At 69.7% G+C, this 25800-nt stretch carries 19 protein-coding genes, 1 tRNA gene and 1 pseudogene; 6 read left to right on the top strand and 15 right to left on the bottom strand.

Annotated elements, in window-relative coordinates:
* Positions 1-64 precede the first annotated feature (64 nt).
* Positions 65-2041, top strand: a complete 1977-nt coding sequence (locus ACFVXA_RS08470) for a glycoside hydrolase family 5 protein (RefSeq protein WP_390024313.1) — start codon at positions 65-67, stop codon at positions 2039-2041.
* A gap of 199 nt (positions 2042-2240) precedes the next feature.
* On the opposite strand, the gene helR is transcribed toward ACFVXA_RS08470, so the two are convergent.
* The 3 genes from helR to ACFVXA_RS08455 all read right to left on the bottom strand — a co-directional run bounded on the left by helR (position 2241) and on the right by ACFVXA_RS08455 (position 7055).
* Positions 2241-4394, bottom strand: a complete 2154-nt coding sequence (gene helR, locus ACFVXA_RS08465; protein ID WP_390024311.1) for an RNA polymerase recycling motor ATPase HelR — start codon at positions 4392-4394, stop codon at positions 2241-2243.
* A 233-nt stretch (positions 4395-4627) separates the two neighbouring features.
* Positions 4628-5632: a glycosyltransferase gene (locus ACFVXA_RS08460; protein WP_390024309.1), complete on the bottom strand. Its 1005-nt coding sequence runs from the start codon at positions 5630-5632 to the stop codon at positions 4628-4630.
* A gap of 448 nt (positions 5633-6080) precedes the next feature.
* Positions 6081-7055 (bottom strand): hypothetical protein, encoded by a 975-nt coding sequence (locus ACFVXA_RS08455; RefSeq protein WP_390024307.1) that lies wholly within the window; start codon positions 7053-7055, stop codon positions 6081-6083.
* A gap of 607 nt (positions 7056-7662) precedes the next feature.
* On the opposite strand from ACFVXA_RS08455, the gene ACFVXA_RS08450 reads away from it, so the two are divergent.
* Both ACFVXA_RS08450 and ACFVXA_RS08445 read left to right on the top strand, forming a co-directional pair.
* Positions 7663-8346, top strand: a complete 684-nt coding sequence (locus ACFVXA_RS08450) for an HAD family hydrolase (RefSeq protein WP_384395592.1) — start codon at positions 7663-7665, stop codon at positions 8344-8346.
* Positions 8347-8353: 7 nt separating this feature from the next.
* A pseudogene (locus ACFVXA_RS08445) lies at positions 8354-9101 on the top strand (transposase); the annotation flags it as partial.
* A gap of 298 nt (positions 9102-9399) precedes the next feature.
* Here ACFVXA_RS08445 and ACFVXA_RS08440 read toward each other — a convergent pair.
* Positions 9400-9966 (bottom strand): TetR family transcriptional regulator, encoded by a 567-nt coding sequence (locus tag ACFVXA_RS08440; RefSeq protein ID WP_390024305.1) that lies wholly within the window; start codon positions 9964-9966, stop codon positions 9400-9402.
* 143 nt (positions 9967-10109) lie between these two features.
* Between ACFVXA_RS08440 and ACFVXA_RS08435 the strand changes: the two genes are divergently transcribed.
* Positions 10110-11045, top strand: coding sequence for an SDR family oxidoreductase (locus ACFVXA_RS08435; RefSeq protein ID WP_390024303.1), 936 nt, complete (start codon positions 10110-10112; stop codon positions 11043-11045).
* A 299-nt stretch (positions 11046-11344) separates the two neighbouring features.
* Positions 11345-11674: an antibiotic biosynthesis monooxygenase gene (locus tag ACFVXA_RS08430; protein WP_362030791.1), complete on the top strand. Its 330-nt coding sequence runs from the start codon at positions 11345-11347 to the stop codon at positions 11672-11674.
* Between the two features lie 371 nt (positions 11675-12045).
* Here the strand turns inward: ACFVXA_RS08430 and ACFVXA_RS08425 are convergent, their stop codons facing one another.
* Positions 12046-13038: a phosphotransferase family protein gene (locus tag ACFVXA_RS08425; RefSeq protein WP_389470781.1), complete on the bottom strand. Its 993-nt coding sequence runs from the start codon at positions 13036-13038 to the stop codon at positions 12046-12048.
* Positions 13039-13271: 233 nt separating this feature from the next.
* Between ACFVXA_RS08425 and ACFVXA_RS08420 the strand changes: the two genes are divergently transcribed.
* Positions 13272-13940, top strand: coding sequence for a DUF4232 domain-containing protein (locus tag ACFVXA_RS08420; RefSeq protein ID WP_390024301.1), 669 nt, complete (start codon positions 13272-13274; stop codon positions 13938-13940).
* Positions 13941-14091: 151 nt separating this feature from the next.
* Here the strand turns inward: ACFVXA_RS08420 and ACFVXA_RS08415 are convergent, their stop codons facing one another.
* The 10 genes from ACFVXA_RS08415 to ACFVXA_RS08370 form a co-directional block, all read right to left on the bottom strand.
* Positions 14092-15015, bottom strand: a complete 924-nt coding sequence (locus ACFVXA_RS08415) for an SGNH/GDSL hydrolase family protein (RefSeq protein WP_390024299.1) — start codon at positions 15013-15015, stop codon at positions 14092-14094.
* 266 nt (positions 15016-15281) lie between these two features.
* The gene (locus ACFVXA_RS08410) at positions 15282-15944 is read right to left on the bottom strand and encodes a DUF5825 family protein (RefSeq protein ID WP_390024297.1); all 663 of its coding nucleotides are present in this window, start codon (positions 15942-15944) and stop codon (positions 15282-15284) included.
* Positions 15945-15967: 23 nt separating this feature from the next.
* The gene (locus ACFVXA_RS08405; protein WP_390024295.1) at positions 15968-17935 is read right to left on the bottom strand and encodes a RiPP maturation radical SAM C-methyltransferase; all 1968 of its coding nucleotides are present in this window, start codon (positions 17933-17935) and stop codon (positions 15968-15970) included.
* A gap of 84 nt (positions 17936-18019) precedes the next feature.
* Positions 18020-18142: a hypothetical protein gene (locus ACFVXA_RS08400; protein WP_256257095.1), complete on the bottom strand. Its 123-nt coding sequence runs from the start codon at positions 18140-18142 to the stop codon at positions 18020-18022.
* 54 nt (positions 18143-18196) lie between these two features.
* Positions 18197-19996: an alpha/beta hydrolase family protein gene (locus ACFVXA_RS08395; RefSeq protein WP_390024293.1), complete on the bottom strand. Its 1800-nt coding sequence runs from the start codon at positions 19994-19996 to the stop codon at positions 18197-18199.
* Entirely contained in the window at positions 19993-21252 is a 1260-nt protein-coding gene (locus ACFVXA_RS08390; protein ID WP_390024291.1) for an MFS transporter, read from the bottom strand. The genes ACFVXA_RS08395 and ACFVXA_RS08390 overlap by 4 nt, the downstream gene beginning before the upstream one ends.
* A gap of 891 nt (positions 21253-22143) precedes the next feature.
* Positions 22144-22217 (bottom strand) — tRNA-Met (locus tag ACFVXA_RS08385).
* A 150-nt stretch (positions 22218-22367) separates the two neighbouring features.
* Positions 22368-23813, bottom strand: a complete 1446-nt coding sequence (locus ACFVXA_RS08380) for a carotenoid oxygenase family protein (RefSeq protein ID WP_390024289.1) — start codon at positions 23811-23813, stop codon at positions 22368-22370.
* A gap of 82 nt (positions 23814-23895) precedes the next feature.
* Entirely contained in the window at positions 23896-24492 is a 597-nt protein-coding gene (locus ACFVXA_RS08375; RefSeq protein WP_362030771.1) for a hypothetical protein, read from the bottom strand.
* Positions 24493-24886: 394 nt separating this feature from the next.
* Positions 24887-25750: a LysR family transcriptional regulator gene (locus ACFVXA_RS08370; RefSeq protein ID WP_389470861.1), complete on the bottom strand. Its 864-nt coding sequence runs from the start codon at positions 25748-25750 to the stop codon at positions 24887-24889.
* Between the last annotated feature and the right edge of the window lie 50 nt (positions 25751-25800).

Raw genomic sequence — 25800 nt, 5'->3', positions numbered from 1 at the left:
AGTTCCTTCGTAGGGTGACAGCCGCCGATCGTCTTTTCCCCACCGAGCGCCCACAGAGGACAGGATGCCGACCATCAGACTTGTCCAGTACCTGACAGCACCAGCGGCGGTTCTCGCGCTGCTGACCACGTCGGCGACCGCGGCGACCACGGTCACCGCCACGCCGGAGCCCGTCGCCTCGGAGCCCGTCGCCTCGGAGCCTGTCGCCTCGGAGCCTGTCGCCTCGAAGGCTGTCGCAGAGACCTCTTCCCCGGCGGCCGATACCTGGCAGCCGCCGTTGTCCACCCGCGGCCGGTACATCGTCGACGCCCAGGGGTACCGGTTCCGCCTGAAGTCGGCCAACTGGGACGGCGCCCAGGGCTCGTGGACGGGGAGCGGCAGCACCGCCGATCCCGCCAACCACCACGCCGGCCAGAACTCGTACGGCATACCCCTCGGCCTGGACCGCGCCCCGCTGCCCGAGTTGCTCACCGACTTCCACGAACTCGGCATCAACAGCATCCGGCTGCCGTTTTCCAACGAGATGATCCACTCGACCGCTGCCGTGCCGGACGCCGCCGTCGCGGCCAATCCGCGGTTGCGCGACAAGACACCCCTTCAGATCTACGACGCCGTGGTGACCGCTCTCACCCAGGACGGGTTCGCCGTCATCCTCAACAACCACACCAACACCTCCCGTTGGTGCTGCGGAATCGACGGCAACGAACGGTGGAACAGCAGCCAGTCCACCCAGCAGTGGGCCGACGACTGGGTCTCCATGGCCCGCCGTTACGCCGCCAACCCCCTTGTCGTGGGCGCGGATCTCTACAACGAAGTACGCCGTGACGTACTGGACGACCCCAACTGGGGCATGGGCGACGGCCACGACTGGTACGCCGCGGCTCAACTCGCCGCCGACCGCATCCTCACCGAGGGCAACCCCGATCTTCTCATTGTCGTGGAAGGCATCAACTGGACCGGCGTGCCCGTCGACGGGCTGCCGCACGACCGCCCCACCCTGACGCCTGTGCGTACGCTTTCGCACACCCTCGTGGACGCTCACAAGCTGGTCTATTCGGCCCACTTCTACGGCTACACCGGTCCCCGGCACAGTGGCGCCACCGGAGTCGGCGAGACCCACGATCCCCGCTACCAGGACCTGTCCCGCGACCAACTGTACCAAGTCCTCGCCGACCAGGCTTTCTTCGTCACCTCGGAGGGACAGCACTACACCGCACCCGTGTGGATCAGCGAGTTCGGCATCGGGGCCGGTGAGCCGGGCACCGCCGCCCGCGGCTGGTTCACCGACATCACCGACTACTTCGCCGACCATGACGCCGACTTCGCCTACTGGCCCCTGGTCGGCTGGGAAGGCCACGACGACTGGGCCCTGCTGCGGTACGACAGCGCCGGGCGACGCTACGGCATCCTCGACGGAGGCGACTGGCGCGGCGCCGCCTGGAATCACCTCATGACCGCTCCCTCACGCGCCGGGGCCATCACGCCGACACCCGTCTGGCGCATGCTCACCACAGACCACGGCGACTACGTCCAGTCTCTGCGGGTTCGGGCAGGCGGCGACTGGGATCCGGGGGCGTACAAGGCCGCCTGCCCCGACGGACTCCGGCTGATCGGCCTCAGCCACACCGGCGGCCGTGGCCTGTGCACCGACACGAACGTCGGCGACCTGCGCGCCGCAGGCAACGCCCAGACAGTCGTCAGCGACGAACGCTACGTCCCCGCGGGCGGCGACTGGGCCGGTGGCTACACCAAACTCCAGTGCCCCGCCGGGCAGTTCCTCATCGGCTACAGCCGCCGTGGTGACCGTGTGTCGGCGGCCCTGTGCGCGCCCGCCACCACGCGCCTGGGCAGCACCGGACGAACCGTCTGGTTCGACCGGTCCGACAGCCGACCCACCGACGGCTCCGGCGGCGACTTCGCCCAGGGCCACTACAAGGGCCAATGCACCGCCGACGAGTACGCCGCCGGTATCGCCTTCACCACCCGCCTGGGCAGCACACCGGGCCCCGCGGCCTTGTTGTGCAACCCGCTGCGCCCCTGAACACTGCGCCTCCCTTCCAGGGACGTACAGAGGGGCGGGCCGCGCGAGTGATGGCGTCGCGGGCCGCCCCGATGACCGCCTGGGCGACGTCCTGCGAGGTGCGTATGGGCATGCTGCCGAAGGCCATGGACACCGGTGGTTCCCCGGCCTGCAGTGACGCCGTCGACTCGGCCGGGTGACTGCGTACGTCCGGCCGACGTCAGGAGCTCGTGAGGATGACGAGTTGCTGGGTCGCCCGGGTCATCGCGACGTAGCGGTCGACCGCTCCTTCGATGCCCTTGCCGAACGCCTCCGGGTCGACGAGGACGACCAGGTCGAATTCGAGCCCCTTCGACAGCTCCGGGGTCAGCGACCGGACGCGAGACGTCGCCTGGAGTGTGGGATCACCGATGACGCAGGCGATACCGTCGGTGTGTGCGGAGAGCCAGGTGTCGAGGATCGAGCTCAGATCCGAAGCGGATCCGTGGGCGACGGGGACGCCGCTGCTGCGGATGGAGGTCGGCACGTTGGCGTCCGGGAGCACGGCCCGGATGACCGGCTCGGCTTCCGCCATGACTTCTTCCGGCGTCCGGTAGTTGATGCTCAGGGAGGCCAGGTCGATCCGGTCGAGCCCGATCCGCTCGAGCCGTTCCTGCCACGACTCCGTGAACCCGTGCCTGGCCTGAGCACGATCCCCGACGATGGTGAAGCTCCGGGACGGGCAACGGAGCAGCAACATCTGCCACTCCGCGTCGGTCAGTTCCTGCGCTTCGTCCACGACGATGTGCGCGAACGGGCCGGCGAGCAGGTCCGGTTCGACGCTGGGCAGTGCGCTCTCGTCGACCAGGGTGTCCTGCAGGTCCCGTCCGTGCAGCATCCCCACCGCGCCTTCACTCTCATCGATCACGACGTTCTGCAGCAGGCTGTCGATGGCGTCGGCCCTGCGCGCACGTTCGGCGGAGACAGCGGCCTCGTTCCGACGCCTGCGCCGTGACGCCTCCGGGTCGCCGAGCCGCTGCCGAGCCGCGTCCAGGAGCGGCAGGTCGGACACCGTCCAGGCCTGGGCGTCCGCGCGCTGGAGCTTGTGAACGTCATCGGGGCTGAGCCAGGGAGCGCACATCCGCAGGTACGCGGGTACCGACCACAGGTCTCCGACGAGGTCAGCCGCTTCGAGCAGCGGCCACGCGCGGTTGAAGGCCGTGAGCAGCTCCTGGTCCCGCCGCAGCGACTTGCGCAGCAGGTCGTCCGAGACGACGCCGTCGTGCTTGTCCACCAGGATCGTGATCAGCTCGTCCCAGACCTGGTCGCGCGCCTCGTTGTGCGGAGTACCGGGGTCTGCCGCTTCGAATGCCGCGGCCCAGTCGTCGGCGCTCAGCCAGATGTCGGACCAGTGGGTCGTGACCGTCATCCCCTTGGTGGGCGGCTCCTCATAGAACCTGACGGCCTTCTCGATCGCCTTCACCAGGTTCGCGGACGACTTCAGGACGGCCACGTCCGGGTCTGCCTCTACCGCTGCTGCGGCTCCCTCGGCGACGAGGTCCCGCAGGGTGCAGGTCTGCACGCCCTCTTCTCCGAGGCTGGGGAGGACGTCGGCGACGTAGGCCAGGTAGGGCCGGTGCGGTCCGACGAACAGCACCCCGCCCCGCCGGTGACCCAGGCGAGGGTCGGAGTAGAGGAGGTAGGCGGAGCGGTGCAGAGCGACGACGGTCTTCCCCGTACCCGGACCGCCGTCGACGACGAGAGCGCCGCGGGATCCCGCGCGGATGATGGCGTCCTGGTCGGCCTGGATGGTGCCGAGAACGTCTCGCATCCGTGCCGACCGGTTGCTGCCCAGGCTGGCGATGAAGGCGGACTGGTCGTCGAGCGCGGCGTGCCCGACAAACCCGTCCGAGGTGAACACCTCGTCCCAGTAGTCGCTGATCCGGCCGCGGGTCCACCGATACCTACGGCGGCTCGCCAGACCCATCGGGTTGGCGTGGGTGGCTCCGAAGAACGGCTCAGCGGCGGGAGAGCGCCAGTCGAGCAGCAGCCGACGACCCGCGCTGTCCGTAAGGCCAAGTCGTCCGACATACACCGGTTCGGGGCTGTCCGCGCTGACCATGTGTCCGAGGCACAGGTCCAAACCGAAGCGACGCAGTGCGCGCAGCCGAACGGTCAGCCGGTGGATCTCCGTGTCCCGGTCCATCGCCTGCCGGCCAATGCCGCCGGGCGCCCTGCGCTCGGCGTCGAGGCGGTCGGACAGTTCGGCGATCGCCTGCTCAAGGCTCTCCGCGAGGGCGGCGAAGTGCTGCTCGTCGTCGGCGATCAGGCTCGGGGCGGCCTTGGGGGAAAGATGGTCGGGAAGGTCAAACACGCTGGTGGTCAGCGGTTTCACGTAATCGGCTCCGATCTGAGGTCGCTCGCGACCGTTGTGCGCGGCAAGGCGTCTGGACTGGCGTGGCGGACCTGGTGGGCCATGGCGAGCAACGCTCCGCCTGACATCACGAACCTGGTGGGCCATGGCGAGCAACGCTCCGCCTGACGTGGCCCCGTGGCCGTTGTCGGTTCAGGTCGCCAGGGTTTGCGGGTTCTCGAGTGCTGGGTCCTGGCTCGATGAATCAGCGTGGTTCACGCGGACACGGGCGGCGTTTCGCGGCTGACCGTGTCGAGCAGCAGCTTCGCGGCCACCGCCGCCCCGCCGGTGTGGATCGTGCCCGCCACGGCCCTCGCTCGTGCACGGGTCTCGGGGGTCAGGTCCTCTTGAGCGCGGCCATCAGTGCCAGGTCCGCCCAGCCCTGGGAGACGAGTGCGCGGCGGCCCTGCGCCCGGATCGCCTCGATGGCCACCTGGGCGGCGTCCGTCGACGCGCGCATGGGCATACTGCCGAAGCCCACGTACACCGGTGGTGTGCCGGCGTCCAGGAACGCCACCAACTCCGCCGGGAGTGGGCGAACGTCCGGCAGGACCCACGATCCGGTCTGTACGACGTCGAGGTCCGGCGTTCCCCGCGACGGATCCAGGATCGGGACCCGTCGCCAGCCACGGCTGGTCGCCGATGACGTAGTCCCGGACGTTGTCCACCGGGGGCAGACCGATCGACGCCCGGTTGGTGTTGAGCGCCTCACCGAACAGCGCATTGATGCTCTGGGCGTCCAGGTCCCATAACACCCGGTTGTCGCTCTCCTCCGGCGGGAACGGCCGCCCCGGATACGCCAACGGCGAGTGGTGTGGCGACGGCAGAGTGAGCTGCTGGAAGGTCACGGACACGGAGGGGATGCCCGGTTTCTCGGCGACCGACCGCGCGCCGGCCGCGGCCGGGATCGCGCCCGTCGCCACCAGAGCGTCACATCCCTCGGCCGCCGCGGTGACCGCGTCGAACTGGCCGGCGATCAAGTCGGCCGCGCGCCGGGGGAGGCACGCCGACGACGGCGGCGGCGTGGCAGTCGTCAGCGCGCGCGCCGACGGGCCGACCGGCACCATCGGCACGCCGACACCGGCCAACAGCTGCGCGAAGTCCTCGTCCGGCGGCGCGCACACTCGCACCTCCGCGCCGAGTGCCCGCAGCTCCACCGCGAGTCCCACCAGCGGTTCGACGTCCCCGCGCGACCCATAGGTCGACAACAACACACGCACTTCGCGACTCCCAGTTCCGCAGATTCCGGCCTCGGCCGGAGATTCTGCGGCACCACCGGGGCCTTGCCGCAAGCCCCCCGGTGCGCTATAAGTTGAGAGTGGCAAGGAGTGGGAAACCTCCTTGCCTTTGCCTTTTATCGTCCGCTGTGGACGGACAACCTCCTCGCGAAGCAGCCGCGCGCCGCGTACCTCGGTACGCCGGCCCAGGAGAGTCGTCCCGGTCCCCGCGTCCGATTCTGAATCCAGATCCAGCCACGTCATCGAACGTAGCTGGTCCCGGCACGTGGTGTGCCGGGCCCGAGTGTCCGGGCCCGGCACACCACCGGCCTGTTACGTCCCCTAAGGGCCCGTCAGGGCCCGCCCGGGGAACCTCCGAAGGGTTTCACGACGGCGGCCGCACCACCCAGGATCGGCTTCCCCTTGTCGTTGTCACCGGTGTTCGCGACCGCTAGTCGCCGTGCCCGTGCTCCTGCTTCTCGTGGTGCGGATAGTTCGGTTTCGACGGCTTCTCCGGGTAGTCGGGCTTCTCCGGGTAGGCGGGCTTCTCCGGCTTCTCCGGGTAGGCGGGCTTCTCCGGGTAGGCGGGCTTCTCCGGCTTCTCCGGGTAGGCGGGCTTCTCGGGGTAGGCGGGCCTCTCCGGATAGGCGGGCTTCTCCGGGTAAGCGGGCTTCTCCGGCTTCTCCGGGTAGGCGGGCTTCTCCGGGTAGGTGGGCCTCTCCGGGTAGGCAGGCTTCTCGGGGTAGGCGGGCTTCTCCGGCTTCTCCGGGTAGGCAGGCTTCTCCGGGTAGGTGGGCCTCTCCGGGTAGGCAGGCTTCTCCGGCTTCTCCGGGTAGGCAGGCTTCTCCGGGAGGGTGGGCCTCTCCGGGTAGGCAGGCTTCTCCGGGAGGGTCGGCTTCTCCGGGTAAGCAGGCTTCTCCGGGAGGGTCGGCTTCTCCGGGTAAGCAGGCTTCTCCGGGAGGGTGGGCCTCTCCGGGTAAGCAGGCTTCTCCGGCTTCTCCGGATAGGCGGGCCTCTCCGGGTAAGCGGGCCTCTCCGGATAGGCGGGCTTCTCCGGGTAAGCGGGCTTCTCCGGCTTCTCCGGGTAGGCAGGCTTCTCCGGGTAAGCGGGCCTCTCCGGCTTCTCCGGGTAGGCAGGCTTCTCCGGGTAGGCGGGCCTCTCCGGCTTCTCCGGGTAAGCGGGCCTCTCCGGATAGGCGGGCTTCTCCGGATAGGCGGGCCTCTCCGGCTTCTCCGGATAGACAGGCTTCCCCGGGTAGACGGGCTTCTCCGGGTAGGCAGCCTTCTCCGGGTACGGCGGCGGGTGCGGAGTGGTGTGGTCCTGAGCGTAGGCGGTTCCCGCGTTCGCCAGCGGGGCTGCGGCAAGCGCGGCAGCAGCCATGGCGGCTGACGCCAGAACAGATCGCCATCGCGGCGATGTCGTCATCTTCTCCACTCTCCTCGACTTGGTTCAGGGCTCGTGACGGCTGGTCAGCACCAAGAGCTGGATAGTGGAATGAATAGGAATTCGGATTACACGAATAACGCTGCGGCGATCATAAGTAACCGGATGGTGTAGCTCGCGGGACGCCAGTTGGCCGGGGTGGTGGCGAGGGTTGGGCCAGGCAGGGTTCGTACGCGTAGTCAAGATCAGGCTCGATCGTGCCTGATCACCTCGTGCCGGCGTCGGACGCTGTCGACGATCAGGTGGACGGCAGGAGGTCCAAAGATGGGGGCAGCTTCCTCAACGGCTCACGGCAAGCACTCGTGGAGCCCGCTCCGGCGCGCCGCCGGCACGGGCAGGTGCCCAATAGGCCTCGTCCGGCCCGCCGGAACAGAAAGTGGGAGGCCGATGTCCCGGGCGCCCCTGTTTCGGGGCACTCAAGTGACGCCGTTGCTGAACACGTCCGTACCCGGAACAGGGACATCGGGCGGTGGGCGCGCTGTCTGCCGGGCTCGTCCGCACGGGGCAGAACCAGATCCCGTGCGTCGGCAACGACTAAGGGCTGTCCCCGCAAACTTCCTGCTCGAGGCCCTGATGGCATGATCGGGACATGATCGGTGAACCTGTTCCGCCCGGAGCCAAGAAGTATGTCCTGTTTGATGTCGATGGCACGTTGATCGATGCCGTGGACAACCAGCGCCAGGTTTGGCGCGCGTGGGCGGAGCGATACGGGCTGGATCCCGACGAGGTCTACCAAGTGGCGCTGCGGACGAGGCCGATGGAGACCTTCGCGCAGGTCATTCCGGACCGCGATCCACGGGAGTGCCTGGCCGCACTGCACGATCTGGAGGATGAGGATGTGCGGTCCGGCATATATACGGCCTTCGATGGCGCGGCTGAGCTGCTGACCGCTCTGCCCTCCACAGCGTGGGCGTTGGTGACGTCGAATTACGAGCACCGGGTACGCGGACGCTTCGCCCGGACCGGCTTGCCAGTGCCGGATGTCATCGTGGATGCCGCCTCCGTCGAGGAAGGCAAGCCCTCACCTGTCCCGTATCTGCTGGCTGCCAAGCGACTCGGTGCCGAGCCCGAGGACTGTCTTGTGATCGAGGACGCCCCCTCCGGGGTGCAGTCCGGGCTGCGTGCCGGCATGACGGTGTGGGGAGTCAACACTCCCGTCGCCGTCGACGGCGTGCACCGGCACTTCGGGAGCCTGCGCGCAGCGGTCCTCGACATTCTCGCCTTCACATCCGGAACCCACCCTCGGCCGGAGGGATCAGCGCCAGTGGAATGATCTTGCCATGGCCGGTGTGATCACGGCGTCGGAGTCGTCTTGGACAGCCCCGTTCACCGGGCTGAGCCCGCGCCAGTTCGCGAAGTTGGTGACGGTGTTGCGTCGCGCCGGTGTCGATACTCACCACCGGGGTCGGCCGTGGGGCTTGTCGCTGGACGATCGGACACTGTTGGTCACGGCGTACTGGCGCACAAACTTGACGATGCGCCAGCTCGCCCCGCTGTTCGGCATCTCGAAGTCCGCGGTCGATCGCATCATCGATCATCTCGGGCCGCTGCTTGCCCTGCAGCCTCGGCGCCGCTTCGCGAAGGACGCCGTGCTCATCGTGGACGGCACCTTGGTTCCGACCCGCGACCACGAGGTTGCCGAGCAGTCGAAAAACTATCGGTACTCCACCAATCATCAGGTCGTTATCGACGCCGACACCCGGCTGGTCGTGGTAGGACAGCCGCTGCCGGGCAACCGCAACGACTGCAAGGCATGGGGTGAGTCCGGCGCGAAGGCCGCCGTCGGTCACACCATGACGATCGCCGACGGCGGCTACCCCGGGACCGGACTCGTGATGCCGCACCGTCGCCGGGCCGGCGAGGAACTCGCCGAGTGGAAACAGGAGCACAATCGCTCGCACGAACAGGTTCCGGGCCCGCGTCGAGCATGCCTTCGCCCACATGAAGACCTGGAAGATCCTGCGCGACTGCCGCCTCAAGGGCGACGGCGTACACCACGCCATGCTCGGCATCGCCCGCCTACACAACACCCGCCGGCTCGCCCACGCTTCCCCGTCGCGGTCCACACCTGCACAGAGCCCGCCGGCCACCGCTCCGCACGCCCCGGCTTCGCCCTCGGCGACGGCTCGATCAGCCACCGACACACGCCCCAGACATGCCCTGCCAGCAGGACGGTTCGCGGGGTGACGACGTGACAGACGGAGCTCCACTTGGCCAACCGGGAGCGGGCTTGGATCATGCCGGTGACGCGGGGGTGCCGGTGGGCGGTGCGCGACCAGCCGCGGCATCGCCACGCAGGAGGGCGGCGCCGGGGCGGAGCCGGTGATCATTTGCCCGCGGTCACGGCCTTCAGCTCGGCGAGTGACTCGCTGATGAGTTGCGACATGTCTCGCTGGTCGGTTTCGCTGATCCAGCGTCCGAACGCGATCTTGAAGACAGCGATCCCTGCCTCGGCAGCCAGACTCGCGGCCGGCTCTGCGACGCCGCGCCGACGCAACGCGTCGGCGAGTGCCGCGGACAGGGATGCGAGTTTGATCAGCTCGCGTTCCTGCAGCTCTGCGTTCGCGGCGATGACCCTCTGGCGCTGTCGGGAGTGTTCGCGGCGGTCCTGGAAGACGGCCGCGGCGGCATCGAGGGCCGCGGCAACCGCGTCGATCGGCGCCGCGGGACCCGGCGCGCCGGCGAGAGCGTTCACGAAGAGCTCCTGCAGGGAGGCCGCGCCCGCGAACAGGACCTCGCGCTTGTCGGTGAAGTGCCTGAAGAACGTTCGCTCCGTGAGTCCCGCCCGTTTGGCGATCTCGGTCACGGTGGTCTGTTCGAACCCGCGCTCGCTGTAGAGCTCCAGTGCCGCCTGCTCCAGTCGGCCGCGCGCGTTCGGCTCCCATCGACTCATGCTTCGGATCCTATGTGATGACAGCAACTGTCCTAGGTGATGACAGTGACTGGCATCGCATGTAGGTTGATGTCAGTCGCTGACATCGACTGCCCTGCCACGCCTGTGCGACGCGGACGGTCGACTTACCCGGGAGGTTTCCCATGCGCGTGTTCATGACCGGCGCGTCCGGCTGGATCGGTTCCGCCGTCGTTCCCGAGCTCATCGGCGCAGGCCATCAGGTCTTCGGGCTCGCTCGCTCGGACGCCTCCGCCGCTGCCCTCACCGCCGCCGGGGCAGAGGTGCACCGCGGGACGCTCGACGACCTCGACAGCCTGCGAAGGGCTGCCGCCACGTCGGACGGCGTGATCCACCTCGCGTTCAAGCACGACATCGCTTTCTCGGGGGACTTCCAGGGCGCTGCCGATGCGGACCGCCGCGCCGTCGAGACCGTCGGCGAGGCGCTCGCGGGTTCGGATCGACCGTTCCTCATCGCCTCCGGGACGCTCGGGCTCACGACCGGGCGTGTCGCGACCGAACGGGACGGGCACGGCCCCGACCCGGCTGTGGCCGCTTGGGGCAGCGGCCCGCGGGCCCGGTTGGCCACCGCCGAGTCGGTGCTCTCCCTCGCTTCCCGCGGCGTCCGTTCGTCCGTTGTGCGACTGCCTCCGACGGTGCACGGCGACGGAGATCACGGGTTCATGGCGGCCCTGGTCGGTATCGCCCGTGACAGGGGTGTCTCCGGCTACATCGGCGACGGGTCCAACCGCTGGCCCGCGGTGCATCGGCTCGATGCCGCGCACCTCATCCGCCTGGCGTTGGACAAGACCCCGGCGGGCTCGACACTGCATGCTGTCGCCGACGAGGGCGTGCCGATCCGCGCCGTCGCCGAAGTGATCGGACGCCGGCTCGACCTCCCCGTGGTCGCCATCTCTCCGGAGGACGCAGGTGAGCACTTCGGCTGGCTGGGAGGTTTCCTGTCAGCCGACAGCCCGGCCTCGAGCGCGCTGACCCGCGAGTTGCTCGGGTGGCAGCCGACGCAGCCCGGGCTCATCGAGGACCTCGACAAGGGCCACTACTTCCATACCCCCTCCGCATGACACCCTGACCAGGACGCCAGGCGGGTGAACACTCCGCGCGGGCAGAGCAGCACCCACGCGGAGCAGTTCAGAGCCCGTCGGGGAACGCCCCCTTGCAACCTGGCGGCGAGGGTGGCTGGTTGGCGGAAGGAACATACCCAGCGCCCCCGCGCCGACCGGGATCAGGTCGTAGAAGTCACCGCCGACTTCCTGCGGGGAAGCGGTTTTGCAGTGGCGGGCCAGCGGTCGGTCGAGCGTCAGGAGCGGCTTGCCGAGCAGGGCGTCAGCCCCCGGAGTCCACCGTGCGGCAGGATGGGACCATGAGCGTAGTCAAGATCAACGTACTGACCGTCCCCACGGAGCAGCGGGAGACCCTGGAGAAGCGCTTCGCCTCCCGTGCCCATGCCGTGGAGAACTCCGACGGGTTCGAATGGTTCGAGCTCCTCCGCCCCGTCGAGGGCACCGACAGCTACCTCGTCTACACGCGGTGGCGTGACGAGGAGTCCTTCCAGGCCTGGATGGAGGGCCCCATGAAGGCAGCCCATCAAGGCGGTGACGCGGCGAGCGGCGAGCGTCCCAAGCCGGCGGCGAGCGGGTCCACACTGTGGTCCTTCGAGGTCGTGCAGCAGGCGGCGCCGGCAAAGGCGTAGGCAGGTCATCGCGCCAACAGCTTCGGCAGCGCCTTCGCATCGCGGTGTCAGTGGATGAGGCTCGGGCAGCCGGCGGTGCGCGCCGCAGGCCGGCCAGAGCTTCATCCACCCCCGCTCGTCAGTGGGCCGAGCCCGCGCAGCAGGGATCCGGCTCCCGCGCCTTGGCTTCCCGCGGCTATCTGCCTCGACGGCCGGCCGCCGTGACGGGCGGCCGGCCGTCCCACATTCGCGAACTCGACACTGCCGTCATTTCTCTTCTCTCTTCGACATGCACGAGCCCGCTGATCGACAACTGACTCCGGAACCGGTGGAGCATCAGCTGTTCCTCGGGATGTACCGGGGGGAGGCGTGGTCACTGGCTGCGACCTCGGTTACGACAGGGGCAGAAGGGCCAGTGCCTCCTTCGCGTTGTGCTCGGCGATCCCCCGCATCAGTGCGCGGTGGGGGAAGTCGCCGTCGAGGAGGCGCAGGGGGCCGGCCACCAGCGAAAGACGCATCGCGAGCATGAAGAGGTCGAGCCGTGCTGGATCGAGTCCGGGGCGTGACAAGACTGGGTAGTGCTCGCCGAAACGAAGCTGCAGGAAGACGTGCTCCCACTCGACATCGAAAAACATCAGGCCCTCGATGTCGATGAGGACGGGGTGCCCAGAGGCGTCGACCAGGACGTGGTCGGGCCCGAGTTCGCTGTGGATCAGTGCGTGTTCCATGCGCGGAGACACCCGTACGGCCAGCTCCTGCAGACGATCGTGCAAGGGGGCCGCGGCTGACCCGATCCTGGGGTCGCGTTCCACCGCCTCCGCGAGATCCTCGAGGGCACGTTCGAGCACCAGTTGCTCGCAGGAAACGCCACTCGCTTTGTCGCCCCGTTCAAGCACGTCCACCCTGCCGTACCGCTGACTGTGCTGCTGGTGCATCACGTCGAGCAGTGCCGCCAGCTCGCTCAAGACATCTGCCGCACGCGCAGGATCCGTATCCAGTAGCGCTTCCAGAGTGCCGCCGGCAACATCCTCGACCACCGCCACATCCGCGGGGTAGCGGCCTCGGCTGTCGTCGGCCAGGAGTACCCCTGGAACCCGGACCCCGAGGCGGTCCAGTCTCCGCTGAGCGGCCAGAAAGGGGACCAGTCCGGAGGCGGGAGCGAACGGGTGGGCCGCGTCGATGTCTTCCGCACCTGGCCAGAAGTTCTCGGCCTCGGCCCAGCTGTAGACGATCACACTCGCTGTACGCGGTCCCTCCAGGTGAACCCGGTAGACCCCCTTCTTGCTCCCACCTCGCAACCGGTCCACTCCGGCGACTTGGATCCCCGCCCCCAGTGCCTCCCGCACGATCCCGGACAAGGCTTCAGTCTCCGTGAACTGGCGCATCCGCCGACCTTATCCTCGGCCCGGCGCCCTCGGGCCGCGGCCGCCTGCCCAACTCATCGACAGGCGACGTCATCATCGCGATTCGGGCAGGAATTCCGGAGTGCCCCGAAGCCTCGCGGAAGGCTGACGCGAGTTCAGGACGTGCCTGTCACAGGGCTGTCGAGATCCCACTCGCATCATGGTGATCAGCACGGCGCCCGCCGGTGCCCACGATCCAACGGGGAAGAATCATCATGCGACTGCTCCACGCTGCCACCGCACTCGCCGCCACCTCCGCGCTGGCCCTGACGCTCTCCGCCTGCGGCAGCGGCAGCGGCAGCGGCAGCGGCAGCGGCAGCGGCGGAGCCTCGGGCGGCGGCCAGTCGTCCGCACCCGCCTCCTCGCCCTCGGCCACCGCATCCAGCGACGCCCCAGCAGACGAAGCGGGCGCCACCAAGGACGCGGGCAGCAGCACGGCCACCGGTGGTACGAACACCGACACCGGCGCGAGCCGTTGCCACACGGGCGGCCTGGGCTTCTCGTTCGGCTCCGGTGACGGCAAGGTCAGCAGCTCGGACGACCAGCAGCAGTTGGTCGTGGTGCTGAAGAACAAGACGTCCGCCGCGTGCACCGTCCAGGGATTCCCCGGGGTGGATCTGAAGTCCTCCAAAGGCAGCTGGTCACTGACCCGCACCAGCGCGACGCCCAAGAAGGTCACCCTGGCCGCCGGCACCAGCACGACGTTCACCCTCACCTTCCTGCCGTGGACCCAGGACAGCGGCACCGAGTTCAAGGCCACCTCGGTCGTCATCACTCCGCCGAACGAGACCACCTCGGCGACGCTGGCCTGGCCCGGCGGCAGTGTCCTGCTCCAGGACGGCGCCACGCACCCGGGCTCCTACACCGGCCCTGTCGGCGGCTGACGGCCCGCACCGATTGCACGCACCGATTGCACGCACCGATTGACGCACCGGCGCCCCCGGTACTCGATGACGGCCCGTTCCACCCCAACGTGGTTGCTATGGGCCGTCATCACGTACGCCCGAAATCAGGCAGGCTTCGTCACCGACACGGTCAGTGGTGTCCGTCATTCCCGCCGAGGCGCTTCAGCACCGCCCCCGCCATGGCTTCCTGTCCCTTGGCGTTGGGGTGGGCGGGAGCAGCGGGCGAGGCCGGACGGAGTGGTTCGATCCAGCGGTCCGCGGGCGCCTTGCACATGTCGTGCCCCACGGTCGGCCCATAGGTGTCGACGTACTCGGCCCGGTTCAGCAACGCCACGGTGCGCAGCATCAGGTTGAGCCGCTTGCCGGTGTCGCGAAGATAGGGGAAGTCCTTGGTGGCGAACGGAACCGACGGGTAGCAGCCGCTGCCGTCGTCGGGGAGGAGGTCGGGGTAGCCGACGACGACCACGCGCGCGTGTGGTGCCCTGGCGTGCACGGCGCGCAACACGCGGGAGACCTTGGGAGCGGTCTCGATGATCCTCAGCGTGAGTTGATCCACTCCGGTGGAACCGTAGTACTGCTGACAGGGGTTCCCCGGCAGATCCTTCGAACTGAGCCCGGCGCACGTGCTGATGATGGAGCTGAAGCCGATGTCATTGCCGCCGATCTGCAAGGTCACCAGGTCGGTGTCGCGCTGCACGGCGTCCAGCTGAGGTCCGTTGGTTCCCTGCGCCTTCCACATCTCGTCCGTCGTCGCGCCACCGCAGCTGACGTCGGTGAAGGTGGCGGTGTCGCGGTCGGCCGCGACGATCGAGGGATAATTGTGGTCGGACCGGGCGCAGTTCGCATCCACCTGACGCGGGATCAAAGGGCCCGAGGTGTACGAGTCGCCGAGCGCCACGTAGTCCTTGCGGTGATGCGCGTGCCCTCGTTCGGCCGTGGCCGAGGCCGCCGGAGCGAAGCCCGCCACCAGGGCGCAGCTGCTGAGCGCGGCTCCCAGTGCGACGGCGCGCCGACGTCTTGGGACGGTACCGTCCTCGCGCGAGTGGTGATTCATCGTGCCCCTCCCCTGAAGCGGTGACAACGCGCGGGACCGGCCGGGCCACCGACCAGGCCGTCGACCAGGCAGCAGGCGGCGCGCACGGACGCATGCGTGCGTGCGACAACCGCGGTGACGCGAACTCCTGTCCCGCAGGCTCTACATCCCCTCTTGTATACGGTGGGTAGGGCCCTGGGCCAGGGTTTGTACAACCTCGCGTCGTTCAAGCTTCTCTGACGCTGAGGCGGGCGCGAGGGTAGGTGGGCGTCCACCCGGGGCGGTCCTCAGACAGCCATCGCCTCCTGCAGCCACCGGTTGACCCGGTACGGCAGCCACCACGCCAACTCCCCCACGCGCAGCACCAGATGCTCCGCCGTGAACTCGGCGAGGACGTCGGCGGACACGCTCGTGTGGGCGACGCCCCGGTCCAGGCGCGCGATGGCGTCCAGGTAGTGGGATTCGTCGGCGGTGAAGCGGCGCAGGTCGCCCCAGCGGCGGTCGCGGATCTGGACGAAGCCGGGGCCCTGACGCCACACCAGCTTGCACAGGTAGTGACGGGTCCGCCAGGCGTGCAGTACGTCGTCTCCGTCGTCGAGACCCGTGATACCGCGCGGTGGGTGCAGGTGGGACAGCAGCTTCCACTGCTCCGCGTCGCCCTCGGCGGGCAGCCGCAGGTCCCAGTCGACCTGTACGGCCCGTGCGGTCAGGTCGCGGATCAGGCAGAGGAGGTCGACAGCCTCACGGTGCGCCGCGTCGCCGATGGCGCCGAGGTCGACCGGCCGTTCCAGTTCGACGAGCCGCACCCCGCTCTCCCACAGGCGGTCGGCGTCTGCGGCGTCGGCGGTGAGCGGGATGCGCCCCAGGGACATGCCGGGCAGCTCGCGGGCGTCGGCGTCGTGGTCGCGCCATGCCCGTACAACAGGCTTCGGTGCGGCGTGCGTTGTCATCGTGTGCGTCCTCCGTGAGATCGTCAGGACAGGGCGGCCGACGGGGCCGACAGTGCGGGACCGCTCTGCGGTACGAGGTCGACGAGGGCGGGCTCGGAGCGGGGGCGTCCGTGCGTGTGACGCATGTAGTCAAGGCGCAGCAGGTCCTGGTTGACGGCCGCCGGCGCGATGTGGACGTACTGCCCGGCGTCGGTGAACACCAGGCCGTGCCCGACCCAACTGTCCAGCAGCCTCTGTACGTCGGCCGGTGTGCGGTCGGTGAGGGGAGCTGAGCCGCCGTGCAGTTTGCGGAGCAGGGCCGCGGGCGTGTGGGGCTGGTCCAGGAATCGGAATGCGGCGAGCTCGAACGGGTCGGTGAGCCGCATGGTCCGCCAGGAGAAGGCGTGCCGCCGGCTGACCAGCACGATCTGGTCGCCGAGGTCCAGGTGCGTCAGGCGTGCGTCGACATGGCGCTTCTTCCACGCGGCGATCGCGTCGTTGAGCTTGTTCACGGTGTCTTCCTCGATGCCGCGTTCCGGTGCTTCGAAGACATAGGCCAGGTCGTACAGTTCGTTCTCGGGCAGGTCGTAGGTGAAGCGGTAGTGCTCCTCGGGACGCAGGCCGGTGAAGCCCAGTTCGGGTCGCTTGAAGTAGGGGCTGAAGCGTTCGATGGCGATACGGGCGGACAGGTCGACCGGTGGATTGAGGTGTTCCAGCGCCGGCAGCTGACGTATGACGGGTTCGTAGTCCTCGGCGGTCTCGCCGGGAAAGCCGTGCAGGTAGTTCCAGGAGACCGACAGGCCCGTCTCGGCGGCGTCGCGGAGCATGCGGACGTTCTGGCAGCCGCTGACGCCCTTGTCCATCAGGTCGAGCACACGGCTGTTGAGACTTTCGATGCCCGGCTGGACGTAGATGAGTCCGGCGTCGGCGAGGACCTGGAGCTGGGGGCGGCGCATGTTGGCCTTGATCTCGATATGCATGCGCAGGTCGTGGCCGCTGTCGATGATCCGGGGCAGGACGGTCTTCAGGTAGCCCATGTCGAGGATGTTGTCGACGACGTACATGTCCAGCACGCGATGGCGTCGTGCCAGGTCCATGATCTCCTCGTAGAAGACATCGGGGCTCTTGCTGCGGAACTCCATGAACGAGCCGTTGAGTCCGCAGAACGTGCAGTGGTGCTTCTCGCCCCACCAGCAGCCGCGGGCGCCCTCGACGACGAGTTTCGGTTCGACCCAATGGCGTGCCACGGACGTCGCGAGCCGTTCGAAGTAGCCGGTGTAGTCGGGGGGAAGGATGGCCGCGGGAGGCAGCGGGCCGGTGGGCATCGGGTTGGCGAGGTGTGTGCCGTCGGCGCCGCGGTGGCACAGGCCCGCGACGGTCGTGAGGTCGGGATCGTCGCGTTGCAGGGTCGCGAGGAGTTGGGGGAAGGCCTGTTCGCCCTCGCCGCGCACCACGTAGTCGACGAACGGGAAATTGCGGTGGACCGCGGCGCCCTGTTCCGCGTCGCAGTTGGCTCCGCCCATCACCGTCCTGATGTGCGGGGCGAGCTTCTTGACCTGCCGGGCCGCGGCCAGGGCGGCGGTGTTCTGCTGGAACGTGGAGGTGAAGCCGACCACGTCGGGCTCGGCCTCGACGATGCGGCGAGCGATGTCGGCGACGAATTCGGGTACCCGCTCGTGCAGATGACGGGTCATGCGCATCCGGGACTTGCGCAGCTTGCCGGTCATCACCCGGGTGAACTCGGCGTCCTTCCAGCCGGGATCGTCGTACAGCGCCGAGGAGAACACCCAGTCGCCGCAGCCGAGGAAGTAGGAGGACAGCGCGTAGTACTCGTAGTCCTCCGCGGAGAACTCGGTGCGGCTGGTGATCCAGTCGGTGAACTCCAGGTTGGCGTGCAGCACTTCGCATGTGGCGCCGGGTACGCGCTCGTCGACGCTGCTCTTGAGGATGCCGAGGGCAAGCGAGGGCAGGTCGATGGGCGACCAGGGCATGTTGACCAGAAGGACGCGCACGGTCGGCTCCTTGTGAAGGCGAGGAAGGTCGGGGAAGGGAGCCCGGCCGGCCCGTGACGGTCCACGGGCCGGCCGGGCCGCGGGTCACTCTTCGTCGCCGCCCTCGTCGGCGTTGCGGAACGGCACGGTGATCGTGATGCCGATGCCCGGCTTGCGGTTTTCCTCGTCGCCCGCGAGCGGGTCGTTGTGGATGATGTCCTTCTGCACGATGCTTCCTCCTTCGGTGGATGGTGCTGTGCATGGCCCGGTCCCACTGCTGCATCAGTGGGACCGGGATCCCCCGGTCCGTGCCGGGGGACGCTGATGGCCCGCGGGCTGTCGCGCGGCGGGCAGATGGGTGTGCAGGAAGCGCAGAGAACGGCGCAGCACCGCCACGTGCGCGGCGCCGTCGTAGCCGTCGTGGCCGGTGTCCAGCCACATCGCCTCGTGCCCGACACTCGCCTCGTCCAGGGCTTTCAGGTACGCCCGGATCTGTCCTGGCGGACACTTGGTGTCCTTCGTCGCACCCACCACGAGAAGCGGTTCGGTGACGTCTGCCGCGTAGGTGAGGGGCGAGCTGCGCGCGTAGCGTTCGGGCACCTCGTCGGGGGTGCCGCCGAACATCCGCACGTCCAGGGCGCGCAGCGCGGGCGTGGTCGACCGGTGTGCGGCGACCCAGTCCGCGACCGGTTTGACGGCGACCCCCGCCTGCCAGAGCCCCGGCTGCGTGCCGAGGGCGAGCAGCACGAGATAGCCGCCCCACGACACGCCCCACAGGGCGACGGCCTGCTCGGCGATCAGTCGGCGTCGGACGAGATCCGCGCGGACGGCGACCAGGTCCCGTACCTGGGTGTGTCCGATGCCGTCCGTGAACGCCCGCCGCCAGTCGGGTCCGTAGCCGGTGGAGCCGCGGTAGTTGACCCGCACCACGGCGTACCCGGAGGCGGCCAGGGAATGCACGGTGGCGTCGTAGGCGTCCCGGTCGTGGTCGGCCGGTCCGCCGTGCACGAGGAACACGGCCGGTGGCGGTGCCGCCGTGCCATGCGCTTCCGGCAGGCTGAGCAGGGTGTGCACCGGACCGTCGGCGGTCGGTGTCCACAGGGCGGTGTGACGGCCGGGCACGAGCGTGGCGGCTCCGGCGGGCGGCAGCGCGACGCCGTCGGTGGAGCGCAGCTCGGGCGGGTGGGCGGTGTCGGTCCATACGTAGTGGAGCGATCCGCCGGCCCGGGGTGCCGCGTCGAGCAGACTGCCCGCGGGGGCGGGGATGTGGGTGCGACGACGCGTGCGCAGGTCGACGCGGTGCAGCAGCGAGCGGCCGTGGCGTTCCTGGCGGACCAGTACGGCACGACCGTCGGGGTACCACCGGGCGGTGACCTCGGTGTCGAAGGAGCACCATGGGTGGGTGGTCAGCCCGGCTTCGGGTGTCCAGGTGCCGAGGACGTACCGGTGCCCGTTCTCCTGGACGAGCAGCAGGCTCCGATCCCCGTGGCGTGGCGAGAATCCCAGGCACCACAGCCTCGTCGCCGGGCCCTCGGGCCCCGGGAGTACGGCGGTGCTCTCGCCGTCGGTGGTCAGCACGGTCACCGCCGCGTCGTCTCCGGGCAGTGCGGCGACGGCCACCAGGTCACCGGTCGCGCTGAGGCCTGCGAGCCGGACCGGAGTGGGCGTGCGCAGCAACTCCCGGGCGACGCGCCCGCGCTGTCCGACGAGAACGGTCGTGCCGTGGGAGTCGCCAACGGCGGTGGCGACAGTTCCGTTCGGCGCCACGGCCAGACCGCGGGTCTGCCCGGCGGGCGCGCCGGGCAGACCGGGTAACCGCGGGCCGCCCTCGAACGCCTGGTACCACCACCGGCCCCGACCCTCCGCGTCGTCCTCGAACCACCACACGTACCCGTCCGCGTCGATCGCGCAGTGCGCCGTCCCGCCGGCCCGGTCCGTGACCTGGCGGGAACGGCGGGCGGTGGCGTCCCAGGCGAACACCTCGCAGCGGCCCCCGGCGTTCCCGACGAACACCATGCGGGTCGCGTCGCGTGGGCAGACGTCCGGGAGGGAGCCGCGGAACACCTGGTACGGGTCGGTCATGGCCGGCGCTCCTTGTCCGCCTCGGCCCCGGGAGCGGGATCGTCCCGGTGGGTTCCGGCCGCCGTCGCCGCGCCTGGCGTCCGGCGGGCCGCGGCATGGGTGTATCCGGCCAGCACGGCCACCAGCGCCGTGCACACGACGGCCGGGGCCCGCGGCCCCACCTCGGTGGTGAGGGCTGCCGCGGCGGCCGGCGCACCGGCGGCGGCGAGCCCGACCGCCGAACCGATCACGGCACCGGCCCGCGACTGCAACTCCTGCGGAATGGCGGCGATGGCGGCGCTGGAGAGCACGACGGTGACCACCGGCACCAGCAGACAGAGCCCGGCGAAGGCTGTTCCGAAACTCCACGGACCGTGGGCGGCGGTGAGCGCGGCGAGCGGAGCCAACAGCAGCCAGGTCGCCGTCACCAGGGCCCGGCGGGGCCCGAACCGTCGCACCACGCGCACCGACATCAGCGAACCCAGCAGTCCTGCCGCTCCGGACGCCGCGAGGACCAGTCCGGTGGAGGCGGTGCCGCCGTCCGCGCCGAGCACGAACAGCGCGGTGAAGGACAGCAGCGTCACCACACCGCTCGCCACCGCCGTCCACGTCACGACCAGTCTCAGCACGGCGGAGCGGGCGACGAGGGCAAGACCGGCTCCTGCGGCGCCGGGCAGCGCGCGGAGCGCTTCGCGGGCCCGCGGTCGCGAGCCGTGGTGGCCGTGGGGGGTGTCGACCGGGGTGCGGATCGCCCGCACGCCCAGCGCGGTCATGGCGTACGAAACGGCGTCGGCCAGGAAGGGCAGGGGGCGGGTCAGCTGGAAGAGAGCCCCGCCCAGCGCGGGGCCCGCGATCAGTGCCACCTGGTCACCCGCCTGGATTCCGGCCGCGACCCGCGGCAACTCGTCCGGCGGGGCGAGGTGTACGAGGGCGCCGCGGGAGGCGGCCTCGTAGGCGACCGCGCACAGCCGCTCCGTGAGGGCGAGGGCCACCAGGAGCCGAAATGAGGCGCCGCCGTGGGCAGCGACGGTGGCAAGTCCCGCCATGGCCAGGGCGGACAGCACTGCCGTGGCGATCATGATGCGGCGGCGGTGCCCCCGGTCGGCGGGTACGGCGACGAGCGGTCCGAGGACCACACCCGTGAACGCGGCCGCGCTGGCGAACACGCCGGCGGTTGCGGCGCTGTGCCCCAAGTGGAGGAGCAGCAGGGGGAAGACGACTCCGGAGGCCTGGCTGCCCAGACCGTCGACGGCGTTCGTCACCCACAGAAGCCGCACGTCACGCAGTCCGCCGGCGGCGCGTGGCGGCTGGGGCGTCGAGGGGGCGGATTCGCCGCGGGGCCGCCGTGAACTCCTGGGCGGTTGCGGTGCCGAGCATGCGTCTACCGTGTCCACCTCCCCCGTACCTGGACGGCGGCGCCCCCGGGCCGGGAACGTCGCACCATGCGCCACAAGCCAGCGGGCCGGCGCGTCGACCGGCCCACATGTGCAGAAAATGTGTACGAAGTGCGAAAGCGAGGCGGAGCCTAACCATCGGCCGACGACAGCGACAAGGGCCGGGCGGACACGTGCCACCGCTCAGGAGTGGCAGATTTGGCCGGGGGGTGACTGGCCACACCCGACCGCGCGATGCCCCAGCCCTCGGACCGCGCAGCGCCCCCGGTGCGGGCCGGCGGTCGCGGGGGCCGTTCACGGCCGCGCAGATGCCGCACGAGACCGGTCACTCGCTCCGCGGCCATGGCGGCGCACCTCACCTGCGCTCATGTCGGGAACACACGGGCACGCCGCGGTGCGCGCGAACCCGCTGCGCCCGTTGCACAGGTCAACCGCTCCGCGCCTCGCGCCTCCCTTCGGAGCCGCCCTCAGCGTTCTTTCCGGCCACGCGGCATCTAGAAGCGGCGTGGCGGGGCGAGCCGCGGGAGTCCCACTGATTGGCCGACAATGCGCACCAGTGATTCCCTAAGGAAAATCAATCATTCCGCTTCACGGGGCGCTTTCGATCGATTCCCTCGACGTCCCGGCAGTCGCCGCCGTGGCGCCGCGTCCAGAAGAAGGTGGTGTCTGTCAGCCGGATGTCTCGCCCGAGCCATCCACCCGGCGGCACCCGCCGACGGCGCGAGGAGAACATGACCGAGGGGCCGGCACATGTGCCGGCCCCTCGGTTTCGAGTAGCGGGGACAGGATTTGAACCTGCGACCTCTGGGTTATGAGCCCAGCGAGCTACCGAGCTGCTCCACCCCGCGTCGTTGTTCCCCCACCCTACGCCAACTCTCACGTCCCGAAGACCACGATCGTTCTCACGCCCCACAACGGGCCCGGCGACGGCGTGTACGCAAGGGAACCGCCGGGCCCCCTCCGGTCGCGCCGACCCTCAGTACAGGAGCGATCGCGTGTCATTCCTCCGTGGGGAGCCATGCCCCGTGCAGGCCGAGGGGGACTCTGACCGGGATGCGCAGCCGGGCGACGGGGCCCGAAGCCGGATCCTGTCCCGGAATGACCAGCAGCCAACTGCTGTCGTCGGTGCGGTCGGTGGCGAAGGTCATCCAGTAGCCCTCCCCCTCGTCCTCACGGCCGGGTACGGCGGCGAAGGCAGGCTCCCCGACGGAGAGGTTGCCGGCGTGCCACACGTGGGACGGTGCTGAAGGGTTCTGCGTGTCGTACCACCGCACGGCGTCGTACTCGCCGGGCAACAGTCCCTGCGTCCGCGCGCTGTCGGCGGCCAGGGCGATCCAGCGATGGGGTCGGCCGATCCTGCGGTCGTCCACGCGCGGGAACTCGACCCAAGCGTCGTCCAGCGGAGTCCGCTCGATGCGGCCTGTCGCCGGGTCGATGACCGCCCGGATCAGACCTCTGGGCACGCTGGGCTCACCCGGGGAGTTCTGCGCGGCGGGAGCGGGTCCCAGGGTCAGGCGCGGCCACTGGACGTAGTCGAGCACGACGCCCGCGTCGGGCCCGGTGTCGTACGCGTTGACCGTGTGCCACATCCAGAAGGCCTCGTCGTTCGCCCAGCGGACCGGTCCGCCGTCACGGGGGATCAGCGCGACCCGCGTCCCGCGTTCCGGCCGCCAGGCGATCAGCGATCCGCCGTTCATGGCGGCGTTGACGTCGAAGAAGGCCGGGGCCAGCACCAGGACGAGATAGCGGGCCGTCAGGGCCATGTCGTGGATCATCATCGGCTCGTCCACACCGGCGATCGGTGTGGGACCGGAGGTGACCGTCCCGGCAGGGCCGATGAGCGACCAGGTCAAGTAGGGCGGCTCCAGGCCGTAGCAGAAGACCGCCATCTCGCCGGTGACCGGGTCGACCTTCGGATGGGCGGTGATGCCGGCGGCCAGCGCCCCGCCAAAGGTCTCCCTGCCGACGGTCTCCAGCTCGGGCGACATCCGGAAGGGGCAGGCGGCCTCCGCCAGGGCGAGCAGCCGTCCGGCGTGCCGGACGACGTTGATGTCCGGCAGATCCTTGAACGTGTGCGCGAGATCGGGGCCGACCTCCGCCTCGCTCGGCGTGATCATGGACTCCAGGCCGCCCCACAGGGCGCGACCCGCCTTTTCCTCGGCACGCACGGCGGGCGTGCGGACGAAGCGGTTGCGATAGCGGGCCTCACCCTCGGAGATCCACACCCCGTGCATCATGCCGTCACCGTCGATCGGAAACAGGTAGGAACCGATGGGACTGAAGCGGGGGTTGGGCCCGTTCCGCAGATACAGCCCGTCCAGATCGTCCGGCAGCCGACCGTCCACCTCCAGGGCGAGTACGTCGACCTCATCGGTCACGGGGGCGAACCGGCCCGTGAGATGCGCGACCCGGGCCGGGTCGAAAGCGGTGGTATGTGTGGTCACGGTGATCTCCCCTGCGAAGTGATCTCCCTGCGACCGCCGGAACGGGCACGCATCCACACGGCGCCTGGGGATCGGTCCGCACTTACACGACGGCCCGCTGGGTCTCCTGTCTCGCGGTGTAGTGATCCGGATAGCGTTCCGTGAACCGGACGGCCAGGACCAGAAGAGCCACGGGAACGATCCAGTTCAGCCAGTCCGACATGCCCTTGGTGTGTACGGCGATCAGGCCGAGCACAGCCGTGGCCGCGAACACGGCGGCCCACACCGCGGTGAGAACGAAGTTGATGTGCCGGAACGTGGGCGAATCCCAGTACTCACGTGGCGTCGACTCGCGGGCGTACTGAGTCGTGAACGGCACGAACGCGAGGGAGACGAGTGAGACGAGGGCGATGACACCGTTCGCGAGCGTCTGCGCGTAGGTCTCCAGCCAGATGAGATCGTGGCGGTCGAGGGCGAGCGCGAGCAGGCTGAGGACCGCGAAGAAGACGATCCCGGTCACCTCGAGGATCTTGAAGCTGCCCCGTCGCATGTCGCCCAGACTGAGCACGATGGAGGCCAGCAGCGCCGCCAGGGCCGCGTATTCCCACGTACTGGGGCTCGCCACGACGTCGAAGATGATCCAGGGGGCGAACGCGAAGAACAGGTTGCCCGTTCGCTTGGCCGATCCGGTGCCTGCCACTGGGCACCTCCCGTCGTGCCGGGGCTGGATGGACGCGCTGATCCCCCTTCCACATCCCATCGTGACTTCCGCCCCCGCACCTCGCATCCGAGGCGCTCCCTGCCCGAGCTCATGGTCGAGCAGCGGCTGCGGCCGCCCAGGGACCACGCCGGAAGCGGCCGGTTGGGACCGGCCGCAGCCGTCGAGCTGCGCGGACGCGGCGTCAACTGCCTCATCACCGACCGGCTTCCGGGGCGGTTTGGCGGCTCCGGCGGAGACACCGGCGGCTCCGCTACGCGAAGTCGGTGTGCGCCCAGCTCCGCAACGAGAGCTGCGAACACGGCTGTGGCTTTGGCTACGGCTCCGGGCTGCAGCCAGCTACAGGCACAGCCACGGTTGCCGCGGTCTCCCCCGCCTAGCGATCCGCCACCGTCTCGATCACCCGACCGCCGGCCGCAACCTCCGTGCTTGCCCGGACGAACGCGGCCACCGCCCGCGACCGCGTCCGCTCGGGCCACGCCAACAGGATCGAGCTCCTCGGCGCGTCGAGCACCGGCACACACACCACATCCGACCGCGGGTGGCGTCGCACGGATTCCGGGACCACAGCGACTACCTGGCCCAGGGCGACCAATTGCATCAGCTGCCCGGCGTCGCGCACCTCCGGGCCGCTCGCCTCGTGCGCACTCGTGCCGGGCCAGCGGGGGAACGGTTCGCCGTCGAGATCGGCCAGCACCAAGGCGGCGCGTTCGGCCAGTCGGTGGTGGCGCGGGAGCACCGCCACCTGGTCCTGGGCCAGCAGCAGTTCGGCGTCGAACCCACCGAGGTCGTCGTGCGGAGCGTGCAGGAACGCGAGGTCGACGCGCCCGTCGCGCAGCATCCGCGCCTGCTCGCCGATCCCGCACACCACCACCTCGACCGCGACGGCATCCGGGTCCCGCCGGTACACCGGCATGATCCGCTCCAGCAGGCCCGCGTCCCCATCGGGCTTCATCGCCACCATCAGCCGCGGCACGTCCCGCCCCGCCCGCTGCGTCCGCCGCACCGCGGCGGCGACCGCGTCCAGCGCCTTGTGGCTCTCCGCGAGAAAGACACTGCCCGCGGGTGTCAGCCTCACCGAACGGCTCGTGCGCTCCAGGAGCACCACCCCCATCCGCCGCTCGATCTGCTGGATGGCGCGGGACAGCGGTGGCTGCGCCATGCCGAGCCGCCGGGCCGCGCGGCCGAAGTGCAGCTCCTCGGCCACAGCTACGAAATAGGCGAGCTCCCGCGTCTCCACTGCGTCCATACCCGCAGAGTAGCTGCGCCCATACCCGCCGAGTAGCTACG

It is taken from the genome of Streptomyces sp. NPDC058246 (genome assembly GCF_042881985.1).
Classification (GTDB): Bacteria; Actinomycetota; Actinomycetes; order Streptomycetales; family Streptomycetaceae; genus Streptomyces.
Note: the sequence above shows the minus strand (reverse complement) of the source record. Positions and strands in the feature narration are given on the sequence as shown.